The sequence below is a fragment of the Bacillus sp. C30 genome (assembly GCF_040838255.1).
GTDB lineage: Bacteria > Bacillota > Bacilli > Bacillales > Bacillaceae_G > Bacillus_A > Bacillus_A mycoides.
This window is the reverse complement of record NZ_JBFPJH010000115.1, coordinates 1-9,734: the sequence shown is the minus strand read 5'-3', so window position 1 is coordinate 9,734 and position 9,734 is coordinate 1. Positions and strand designations below refer to the sequence as shown.

Sequence of the window (9,734 nt, the reverse complement as noted above, 5' to 3'; positions counted from 1 at the left end):
TCTGTAACCCAAGTGAACTAACAATTAAGATTGATTTACAAGCGCCAGAAAAAGCGATGACTGCAATCGTATCAGGCGCAGAGTTATTCTTACCGTTAGCTGATCTTATCAATCTTGATGAAGAGAAAGCGCGTCTTGAAAAAGAACTTGAGAAGTTCGGTAAAGAAGTAGAACGTGTACAGAAGAAACTTTCAAACCAAGGATTCGTAGCGAAAGCTCCTGCAGAAGTTATTGACGGAGAGCGTGCGAAAGAGCAAGATTATCTAGAAAAACGCGAAGCGGTTCGTCAACGTCTAGCTGATCTTGAGAAATAAAAATGTTTTTCAGAGACTCACTATATTGGTGAGTCTCTTTTCTTTGCGTATAATAGAATTACTAAGTTTGTCTTTTGAAAGGGGAATAGCAAACGTGATACATACATACGAAGAAGCGATAAACTGGATTCATAGCCGATTGAAATTTGGGATAAAACCAGGGCTAGAAAGAATGCAATGGATGTTAGAAGAACTCGGAAATCCAGAGCGTCATATAAAATGTGTTCATCTAGCCGGCACAAATGGAAAAGGTTCAACTTTAACATACATGCGCTACATGTTAGAAAGCGCGAAATATAAAGTAGGAACGTTTACATCGCCTTACATAGAAACATTCAATGAACGTATTAGTGTAAACGGAATACCGATTGCAGATGAAGAGATTGCGGAACTTGTAAATATGGTAAAGCCAGTCGTTGAAAAATTAGATGAGACGGACTTAGGAGAAGCGACTGAGTTTGAAATCATTACAGTAATGGCAATTTATTATTTCGGTAAAGTTAATTTCTGTGATGTTGTTTTATTTGAAACGGGGCTTGGGGGAAGATTTGATTCTACAAATGTTATTCATCCGGTTCTCACGATTATTACGAATATCGGCCACGATCATATGCATATTTTAGGCAATACACTAGGAGAAATTGCATATGAAAAGGCAGGGATTATTAAGTCTGGTGTTCCAGTTATTACTGGTGTAAAAAATGAAGAAGCATTGCAAGTAATTCAAAAGGTTGCTAAGGAAAATCATGCAAGCTTATATGAACTTGGAAAACAGTTTACAATACTACATAAACATTCTAATAAAGATGGGGAACACTTTGATTTTGATTGTCCATTTGCCTCGTTTGAAAATGTTCGGATTTCAATGAAAGGTATTCACCAAGTAGGCAATGCAGCACTAGCGCTTATGGCAGTAATGTATTTAAAAACATATTTATCATTTTTAATTAATGAAGAGGAAATAAAAGTTGGCTTACAAGAAGCATACTGGATTGGTCGATTTGAAAAGTTACAAAGTAATCCAGATATTATAATAGATGGTGCTCATAATCCAGAAGGTATTGAAAGTCTTGTAAAAACAGTAGAGGCACATTATAAAAAGAAGAATGTAATAGTTTTATTTACTACTCTTGGTGACAAACAGTTACATAACATGGTAGGGCAATTAGAAAAAGTTGCTGATGAAATAATATTTACGACGTTTGCCTTTGATCGTGCCATTTCTGCTGACAAGCTTGCATCGTATTCACAACAAGAGTCAAAATTAGTTTTTGAAGATTGGAAAGAGGCAATTGATACAAAGGTTGACATGATAGGAGAACATGATGTTTTTATCATAACAGGTTCTTTGTATTTCATTTCCGAAGTTAGAAAATATATTCGCGAGAAAAACTAGATAGTCTTTGCTATCTAGTTTTTTGTTCTACAAATGAAGTCAAATGCATACATATAAGATAATAATATAGGGTTATTTGACGAATTCCTCTGACAAATATCTCGTTTTTTTGTGGAATGAATATGATATGATGCGGACAATGACAAGAGGTGAGGTGTGAGTGTATGGACAAGCAATCACGAACAATCTCGGTGAAAGTAAATGGAACAGAAGCGAAGTATGAGGAAAAAAAGAAGGATGAGTTTGACTGGATGGTAGCAGAAAGTGAGAGACCGAAAAATGTCGTTCCGTTTCAAAAAGCGAAATCAGTATCTATGGAAAAATATCGAAAGAAGTGGAGCAATACAATAATCGCAATCGTTGCAACTGCAATAATTATCGGTACTGCATTTGGGATGGGTATGATTCATTTATTAACTGGACAAGGGACGACAGGAGAAGGTAAGGTAACGGCTTCGAAGCAGACAGGTAATGAGGAACAAAAGGTGGGTGGAACGGCAGAACAAACACCAACACCGAAAGAGGAAAAACCAAAAGCACAGGTAGGAACATCATTAGAACCAATGAAACTATTTTTCGTTCAAGGAGGGCTTTATTCCTCTGAAGAAAAAGGACAGGCTGCTATTGAAGAGTGGAAAAGTAATGGGGGCGTGGCTACTTTGAAACCGAGTGGTGATAAGTATGCGTTAGTTGTTGCTATTACGAGCGATGAACAGGCTGTTAATCAATTAATAGATCAGTATAAGCAAGATGGTGTTTCAGTTTTGAAAAAAAATTGGGATATTACAGATAAAGCATTGCTCAAAAATGATAAAGAAGTAGGAATGTTTTTAGCGAAAGTGCAGCCATTATATACTCATTTAGCAAAATATGTGTCCAGCGTACAAACTAGTGGAAAAAGTAATCCAAAAGATATAGAAGCGATTCAAAAAGAGTGGAAAGCTATTGAAAAGGAAGGGAAGAGTATGAAGCGTGAAGATGCGAAGAAGCTTTATATGTATACGTCAATAGCGGTGCAAACGATTAAGGAAGGGAAGAGCGATAAGGAATCTGTAGCTAAATTAAATCAAGTTATTATTGATGGTATACTTTCGTATGAAAAAATGGTTTCACAAAAAGTGAAATAATAGGATAATGAAATGACGAAGAAAGAAGTACATATACTTCTTTCTTTTCTTTTGAATTTAGAACAAAGTGCTTTCTGTATGGGCAGCATATAATCGTATTTAAAAAGAACTATTATTTTGTTTAGAGAAAATGATATTTCTAGAATTTGTGGGGAAACTATTCCTTTGATACGATTGATTTGAATTATTCTGCTTCATGTGAGAAGGGAAGGAGAAAATATGAGGAAAATTATTTTAGCTTCAGGGTCACCTAGGAGGAAGGAACTGCTTGAATTAGCAGATGTGCCATTTGAAATCGTTGTTAGTGAAGTAAAAGAGACAATTGGTGCATATTCATCACCTTCTGATATTGTTATGTCGCTTGCTTTGCAAAAAGCATCTGCTGTGGCAGAAAACCATAGTAATCACGTTGTACTAGGTGCAGATACAATTGTTACATATGATTCGCGTATTCTTGGAAAGGCGTCTAATGAGGCTGAGGCGAAAGAAATGTTACGATTATTATCGGGGAAAACACACGAAGTATACACAGGTGTTGCAATTATATCGAAAGAAAAAACGGTAACTTTTTATGAACGTACAGAAGTAACATTTTGGGGATTAACAGAAGAGGAAATAGACGTATACGTTGCATCGAAGGAACCACTTGATAAAGCAGGGAGCTATGGAATTCAAGGTAAAGGGTCTATTTTTGTTCAACATATTCAAGGGGACTACTACAATGTAGTTGGCTTGCCAATCGCGCGTCTTGTCCGTGAATTAAAACAGTTTGATAGCGATGTAACCCATGCGTAAAATTGCATGGGGTTTTCTTTAGGAGAAATCGTAAAAAAAAGGGGTGGAGAGATGAACGGTATTCGTGATGTTGTGAGAGAAGAACAGCCACGGGAGCGTTTATTGTTAGAAGGAGCAGGAAGTTTATCGAATCGAGAACTTCTTGCAGTTTTACTCAGAACGGGTTCTAAAGAAGAAACGGTGTTAACGTTATCAGATAATATTCTCCATCATTTTGACGGCTTACGAATGCTAAAGGATGCAACGTTAGAAGAGATGATGAGCATTCATGGTGTTGGGATTGCAAAGGCGTCGCAGCTTATGGCTGCTTTTGAATTAGGTAGAAGAATGGTACGTTTAGAATATCAAAATAGATATAGTATTCGAAGTCCAGAAGATTGTGCGAGTTATATGATGGAAGAGATGCGTTTTTTGCAACAGGAGCATTTTGTTTGTGTAAATGTAACATAAACACTAATAAAATTCTATATCTAATACTTCTGTAACTCCGTCTTTTTTATCAATTTTAATATTCTCTATGAACATATTCATAAATTGTTTTTTCTCATTAGATGATAAATGTGACCAATTGCCTTTAATATTATTTATAATTTCTTTTATAACATCATCATCTATATTTTCGTTTTTATTAGGACTTAAAGACTTCAATTTTTCTTTTATCGATTCTAGCGCTTGTTTCGTTTCTTTCATTCGATTGGCAAACTCTTCATCTGTCATTAGATCGTTTGACCATGCTTTTTGAAACTTTTCTCTTTGTCGTTCTACTTTAGATAATTGTTTCTTTAGGATATCAATTTCATTGTCTTCTGTTTGAAATTTCGGTACCTGTTTGAATCTGTATTTTTCAATATAATCTAAAAAGGCTACCTCTATCTTTTTCTCGCTGGAGGAAAAGGCCTTTTTCTTATTTAGAACACAAGCCTGACAACGATATCGATTATGTTCAATATCTTGATTATCTTTTTTTCTATGATACATTACTCTTTCACAAGTTAAGTGATTTCCACAATTAGGACAAAGTAATTTCATTTGAAAAATGAAGATAGAAGTAGTTTTACGTTTTTTAAAATTTTGGCGACTAGATAGTAGTTGTTGCACCTTCATAAATCTATCCTTTGTAATGATTCCTGGGTGCGCATTCTCTATTATCTCATTAGACCACCTTATCGCTCCGTACATGGCGTGATTAGAAAGAATATCTAATATGGGTTCGTATATGCCATTTGTAACCTCTTATGGGCTTGATATAGCCGTCTAAATGGTCAGCGAGTTGTCTGATAGAGTAACCCTCTTCAATTTTCCTTACCATATCCAAAACTACTTTGCTTTTTTCTAGATTTATAATTAATTTGCTATGCTCATTTTTATCAAATCCAAATGGGGCCTTTGCTGAATATTCTCCTTGACGAGCCTTTTCTAATTGTCCCATTCGTACACGTTCACCTAAATTCTCTCTTTCCCATTGAGCTAATGCAGCCACAATTGTAATAAACATTCTTCCCATAGCCGTGGAAGTATCATAAACTTCTGTTGCTGATTTAAAAGCGCAGTTGTATTTATCGAATGTATCTAGTAGCTTATATAGGTCCATAACAGAGCGTGTTAGACGATCTAAGCGATAAACTAAAATAGTATTAATTAATCCTTTTTTGATATGGTCTAACATTATGCTTAATTGTGGACGATTCGTATCCTTTGCTGATACGCCTTCATCTACATAAAATTTAAAATTATCCCAGTCTTGTGCCACGCAATATGCTTTTAGCTTTTCACGTTGAGCTGAAATAGAGAAACCATCTCGTACTTGTTCTTCGGTACTTACTCTTATATAGATTCCAATAGTCACTATTTTCTCTCCTTTTAAAAAGAGGACAGCTGTACGGGCTGTCCATTAAATTCCTAGCGCTAAAGATTTAATTGATTTAGGTATTAGTTTAATGTAGCTACGTACATTACTACTTTACCGTGTATTTTTATATTCACAGCATCCTCATAAGGAACTGTGTAATCAAAGAAACGATTGTCATATGAATCTGGTCGGAATATTAATCGTTTATTTTCCTTATCATTAAAGAAACGTTTTACAGAATAATCGCAGCCGTTACTAAAAACAACTATGTCATTATCGTAAAGCTCTTCTAAAGTCACTTCTTTTACGGCAATTAAAGAGGTATGTGGAATAACTTTATTCATTGAGTCACCATTAACACGAGTCATAAAAATATCTTCCCTACCTGCCCATTTCCCCATTAATGCATCGGGAATATGTATAGTTTCCAAATCCATTTCTGTCATTCCGTCAATTTCTAGAGGTAAACCAGCTGAAATTGAAGTTGGAACATAGGTATATGAAGATTCCTTTACTAAAGAAATAGTTGGGGTATTTGTCTTATATACTTCATTCGTTGGTGGGAACAAATCATTAATTGATATATCCAATGCTTGTGCTATTGCAAATAGTACATCTTGTTCCGGTTCGTTTGTCCCATTTTCATAAGATGAAATTGTATTATGTTTTTTTCCTATTCGTAATCCTAATTCTTTTTGTGTCATTTTCTTTAGTTTCCTAAAGTTTTTAATTTGTTGACCAACATATTTAGAAACATCTTGTTTCATGAAGTTTCACCTCCTTTCGGATTCTATCATATCATATTTCATGAAGTTTTAAACTAAAAATTTCATAGAACAAGAAAAAAATAAATAAATTTCATAAATAATGAAAAAAATGTTGAATTATGTCAAAACTTCATGTAATATGAAAATTATTAACGAGGAGGTGGGAACATTGCAAGACAAACTAGTAAGGCTACGTATGTATAATATGTTAAATCAACAAGATATGGCAGATTTAATAGGAGTTGATAAAAGAACATATATCAACAAGGAACATGGAGTTACTCAATTTAAAGCGAATGAAATGTTTTTAATCGCTCAAAAGTTCGGAAAAGGAATTGAAGAAATTTTTTTACCAACTAACTTCATGAAACATGAAGTTTTTAAGGCGGATGGTGAGATAAATGGAACGAACTATATTGGATAATCCGCCAAGTGAAGAAACGGCGTTAAAGATGGCCGAGTTTTTTATGAAAACTTCAGTCCCTCGTATTTTAGCAGCTCGTAAGGCTGAACAAGAGAAAAAGGAAGGTGACCAATCATGAACGGAGTACTATCCGCAAGTAAATTAATGAAAGCATCAGAAGTTGTAAAAAGATGCGCTGAAATGAGACATAGTCCCGCGTTATTGCTTATTACTGAACTAGAAGCAAAGTGTCAGTTAAGGGAAATGAACCATAAGGTTTCATCTCGAAGGGAGGTGAGTTAATTGAAGGAAGTAACAATGATTTTTAAATCAGGTGCGAAAGTAAGTTTTACGGTAGAGCAATTTTCAACATTTAGAAATAGCTTTAGTGCATTATCAAAAGTTGAATGGGAAGGTGTTACTGGAAAAGTACCATTCCACATCGGGGTTAGTAGTATCGATGCAATATTTGTGGAAGACATTCCTGAAGAGGAATCTATTAAAGAACCTGATCATCCAATTGAATATTTCTATGGTTGTGAAATTAAGCAAGATGATAAGTATTTTATGTTTGGACAGGGTGTCGTACTTAAAGAAAATCTAACGGAATACTTAGTTGAGCATCAAAATGTTGAATGCTTTCGAGCTGTATAAAAAGAAAGGATGGTAAAAGGAAATGACAACTGAAGAGTTGTTCGAAGAGAAACAACATTTAGTACATGCTGCAATCACTCAACATTTTGGTAGCTATGCTCAAGCAAGTAAACTAGCGAAATCTAACAATATGGAGCTAGATGATCTATTTCAAGTAGCAAGAATGCTCTTGTGGGAACTGTGTTTGAAATACGATCCAAAAAGAGATGCCACTTTTAATGCTTATATAATGAAATTTATGAAGTGGCGAATGAGTAACGAGCTTCACACAAAAGGAAAGGTAATCAGAATTGGTACAAATGTTACTTCAGAAGAAAGACAAAATCTGTCTTTCCATTCCATTGATATACAAATAGAAGATGACGATAAAGATGGTTTTTTCGCAATTTCACCAGTGAATGTGGAAGAAGAAGTTATGTTAACAGTTGAATATGAAGAAGCATTAAGTAAGTTAACACCAAAAGAAAAAATAGTAGTAGTAAAAAAAGGTCAGGGTTATAAAGATAGTGAAATTGGAGAATTTCTTGGTAAAAGCAGACCTGTCATCACTAAATTAAAAACTGCAGCATTTAAAAAAATTAATCCAAATTATAAACCAATCGGTACTACTTCACTATCATCGGAGTGTAAAACACTAAAAAATCACCTGCGCCAACAGGTGATCTAAACAAAATAAACTTATAAGAATCATAGCATGAAAAAGTTATATGGAAAAGGAGTAATCACATGTTCCAAACAACATTAAAAAATCAAAATTACCGTGAAATTATTAAATTAGTGAAAGAAAAAGAAAAGGCTGGTTACATCCACATTACACCGATACGAAAAGTACATAAACCGGGTCTTATCAGTAGGAAAGAACAAATTCATAAAACAAGTGATAAATTGAAGAACACTTACGCTGAAATTACAGACAGTTTCTTCTATATGTGTGTCATGAGAAAAGTGAGTGAATGTTAATGGTAGAAAATCCAATGACTACTGGTAATCTACATGATTTGTCAAAGGATAACGTTCATATAGAATGTGCGCATTGTGGCGGTGAAATATACATTGGTGATGCATTTATTGATTTTGATGGTATTCTCCTCCACACAGATGAGTGGTGTGTCAAGGGCTATGTAACGTCTCATTATCAAATAGAAATAGCAGGTGAATAGCTTGGATATACAAACAAAAATCGAACATAAAATGCAAATTACTATGAATCTAATAGAACGATATAAACACGGTGATGATCCACATGCTTCATTGATGGTTGTTGCTTATGAGCATGGATTACGGGATCTCATGGAAATATATGAGGACCTTAAGCAGGAAGAGGTGTTTCCGTTTTGAACGCTGCAATTGAAGAGTTAGAACAGTCGCTAAATGTTATGAATAGAAAGTTGCGTGAACATAAGGGTGAATTAGAAAGATTGATAGAAAAGAAGCCTATTGTTGAAAATAACATTAAAAACACTGAAACCAAGATTCTCGATATTAAAGCTTCTATTTTCGTTTTGAAAAACATGGCGGAGGTGAAAAAATGAAAATAACTAGTGCAAAGGAAATTACAAATACACAAAAAACATATTTGATTTATGCGCCACCTGGAATGGGAAAGACAACATCAATTAAATACTTTCCAGGCAAAACACTTGTTTTAGATGTAGACCGAACTTCGAAAGTGTTAAAAGGTCAAGAAAATATTGATATTGTGTATGTTGATAATACTGATACATGGACATTTTGGGAAAATTTAATTCTTGATTTGGACAAGAATTACAAAGATGTGTATGACAACATTGTTGTAGATAACATAAGCGAACTAGAACGTTGTCTGCTATCTGATCTTGGAAGTAAAGGGGAAAACAAAGGTGTTCCCTCTCAAGGTGACTATCAATATATGCAATTTAGAATTGTAAACAGTTTACGATATTTAAAAAATTTAGGTGCAAACCTTATCTGGACTGCTTGGGAAACTGATGATCTTTATATTGATAGCGATGGGCAACAATATAATCGATCTTACCCTCAAATCAACAAGAAAATCATGAATAATGTTCTAGGGTTATGTGATATTGTAGGGCGTTTGCAAGTAAAGGCAGATGGTACACGAGGGTTTGTTTTAAGTGCAACAAATAGCACATACGCTAAAAATCAAATCGATGATCGTAAAGGTTGCGTACAAGGCGAGTTGTTACATTCCGATGTTTCAACTACATAATTATCAAAATAAATTAGTTGAGAAGACAAGAAAAGCTTATATAGAAGGGTTTAAATCTCCTTGTGTTGTTGCTCCATGTGGGGCTGGTAAGTCGGTTATTATTTCAGATATCGCCCGAATGTCAACAAATAACAGAAAACGGGTTTTATTTTTAGTCCACAGGAGAGAATTGATTGATCAGATTCGGAACACATTTATAAAAAATGAAGTGAATATGGAT

General features: G+C 34.5%; 14 protein-coding genes and 3 pseudogenes. 15 read left to right on the top strand and 2 right to left on the bottom strand.

Annotation, left to right across the window (positions count from 1 at the left end):
• From valS to AB3X49_RS12775, 5 genes and pseudogenes are all read left to right on the top strand, one after another.
• Positions 1-314 (top strand): annotated as a pseudogene (gene valS / locus AB3X49_RS12795) (valine--tRNA ligase); the annotation flags it as partial.
• A gap of 94 nt (positions 315-408) precedes the next feature.
• Positions 409-1,710, top strand: a complete 1,302-nt coding sequence (locus AB3X49_RS12790; RefSeq protein WP_367962484.1) for a bifunctional folylpolyglutamate synthase/dihydrofolate synthase — start codon at positions 409-411, stop codon at positions 1,708-1,710.
• Positions 1,711-1,874: 164 nt separating this feature from the next.
• Positions 1,875-2,837 carry a stage II sporulation protein B gene (locus tag AB3X49_RS12785; RefSeq protein WP_367962482.1) on the top strand — a complete coding sequence of 321 codons (963 nt, stop codon included), beginning with the start codon at positions 1,875-1,877 and terminating at the stop codon, positions 2,835-2,837.
• 219 nt (positions 2,838-3,056) lie between these two features.
• The gene (locus AB3X49_RS12780; protein WP_367962480.1) at positions 3,057-3,632 is read left to right on the top strand and encodes a Maf family protein; all 576 of its coding nucleotides are present in this window, start codon (positions 3,057-3,059) and stop codon (positions 3,630-3,632) included.
• Positions 3,633-3,683: 51 nt separating this feature from the next.
• A pseudogene (locus tag AB3X49_RS12775) lies at positions 3,684-4,070 on the top strand (UPF0758 domain-containing protein); the annotation flags it as partial.
• A gap of 15 nt (positions 4,071-4,085) precedes the next feature.
• On the opposite strand, the pseudogene AB3X49_RS12770 reads toward AB3X49_RS12775, so the two are convergent.
• Together AB3X49_RS12770 and AB3X49_RS12765 are read right to left on the bottom strand one after the other, a co-directional pair.
• Positions 4,086-5,478 (bottom strand): annotated as a pseudogene (locus AB3X49_RS12770) (recombinase family protein).
• A gap of 83 nt (positions 5,479-5,561) precedes the next feature.
• A complete protein-coding gene (locus AB3X49_RS12765) occupies positions 5,562-6,248 on the bottom strand; it encodes a helix-turn-helix domain-containing protein (RefSeq protein ID WP_367962478.1) in 687 nt (228 codons plus the stop codon).
• A 169-nt stretch (positions 6,249-6,417) separates the two neighbouring features.
• Here AB3X49_RS12765 and AB3X49_RS12760 point away from each other — a divergent pair, with 169 nt between their 5' ends.
• The 10 genes from AB3X49_RS12760 to AB3X49_RS12715 all read left to right on the top strand — a co-directional run.
• Complete coding sequence (locus tag AB3X49_RS12760) at positions 6,418-6,672, top strand: helix-turn-helix transcriptional regulator (protein WP_367962476.1); 255 nt, start codon at positions 6,418-6,420, stop codon at positions 6,670-6,672.
• Entirely contained in the window at positions 6,650-6,790 is a 141-nt protein-coding gene (locus tag AB3X49_RS12755) for a hypothetical protein (protein WP_002145541.1), read from the top strand. The genes AB3X49_RS12760 and AB3X49_RS12755 overlap by 23 nt, the downstream gene beginning before the upstream one ends.
• Positions 6,787-6,954 (top strand): hypothetical protein, encoded by a 168-nt coding sequence (locus AB3X49_RS12750; protein WP_367962474.1) that lies wholly within the window; start codon positions 6,787-6,789, stop codon positions 6,952-6,954. The genes AB3X49_RS12755 and AB3X49_RS12750 overlap by 4 nt, the downstream gene beginning before the upstream one ends.
• Positions 6,955-7,305, top strand: coding sequence for a YqaI family protein (locus AB3X49_RS12745; RefSeq protein ID WP_367962471.1), 351 nt, complete (start codon positions 6,955-6,957; stop codon positions 7,303-7,305).
• Between the two features lie 22 nt (positions 7,306-7,327).
• Positions 7,328-7,972 (top strand): sigma-70 family RNA polymerase sigma factor, encoded by a 645-nt coding sequence (locus tag AB3X49_RS12740; RefSeq protein ID WP_367962469.1) that lies wholly within the window; start codon positions 7,328-7,330, stop codon positions 7,970-7,972.
• Between the two features lie 59 nt (positions 7,973-8,031).
• The gene (locus AB3X49_RS12735) at positions 8,032-8,265 is read left to right on the top strand and encodes a hypothetical protein (RefSeq protein ID WP_367962467.1); all 234 of its coding nucleotides are present in this window, start codon (positions 8,032-8,034) and stop codon (positions 8,263-8,265) included.
• Complete coding sequence (locus tag AB3X49_RS12730; RefSeq protein WP_367962465.1) at positions 8,265-8,465, top strand: hypothetical protein; 201 nt, start codon at positions 8,265-8,267, stop codon at positions 8,463-8,465. The genes AB3X49_RS12735 and AB3X49_RS12730 overlap by 1 nt, the downstream gene beginning before the upstream one ends.
• A gap of 174 nt (positions 8,466-8,639) precedes the next feature.
• The gene (locus tag AB3X49_RS12725; RefSeq protein WP_367962463.1) at positions 8,640-8,837 is read left to right on the top strand and encodes a hypothetical protein; all 198 of its coding nucleotides are present in this window, start codon (positions 8,640-8,642) and stop codon (positions 8,835-8,837) included.
• Complete coding sequence (locus AB3X49_RS12720; protein WP_367962461.1) at positions 8,834-9,514, top strand: AAA family ATPase; 681 nt, start codon at positions 8,834-8,836, stop codon at positions 9,512-9,514. The genes AB3X49_RS12725 and AB3X49_RS12720 overlap by 4 nt, the downstream gene beginning before the upstream one ends.
• A partial coding sequence (locus AB3X49_RS12715) for a DEAD/DEAH box helicase (protein WP_367962459.1) occupies positions 9,498-9,734 on the top strand: 237 nt, incomplete at its 3' end. The genes AB3X49_RS12720 and AB3X49_RS12715, both read left to right, overlap by 17 nt.

Excerpts from the sequence above, each read along its gene's own strand:
- AB3X49_RS12730 (WP_367962465.1), top strand. The coding sequence starts at position 8,265 with ATGGTAGAAAATCCAATGACTACTGGTAATCTACATGATTTGTCAAAG.
- AB3X49_RS12740 (WP_367962469.1), top strand. The coding sequence starts at position 7,328 with ATGACAACTGAAGAGTTGTTCGAAGAGAAACAACATTTAGTACATGCT.
- AB3X49_RS12785 (WP_367962482.1), top strand. The coding sequence starts at position 1,875 with ATGGACAAGCAATCACGAACAATCTCGGTGAAAGTAAATGGAACAGAA.
- AB3X49_RS12765 (WP_367962478.1), bottom strand. The coding sequence starts at position 6,248 with ATGAAACAAGATGTTTCTAAATATGTTGGTCAACAAATTAAAAACTTT.
- AB3X49_RS12780 (WP_367962480.1), top strand. The coding sequence starts at position 3,057 with ATGAGGAAAATTATTTTAGCTTCAGGGTCACCTAGGAGGAAGGAACTG.
- AB3X49_RS12720 (WP_367962461.1), top strand. The coding sequence starts at position 8,834 with ATGAAAATAACTAGTGCAAAGGAAATTACAAATACACAAAAAACATAT.
- AB3X49_RS12750 (WP_367962474.1), top strand. The coding sequence starts at position 6,787 with ATGAACGGAGTACTATCCGCAAGTAAATTAATGAAAGCATCAGAAGTT.
- AB3X49_RS12735 (WP_367962467.1), top strand. The coding sequence starts at position 8,032 with ATGTTCCAAACAACATTAAAAAATCAAAATTACCGTGAAATTATTAAA.
- AB3X49_RS12755 (WP_002145541.1), top strand. The coding sequence starts at position 6,650 with ATGGAACGAACTATATTGGATAATCCGCCAAGTGAAGAAACGGCGTTA.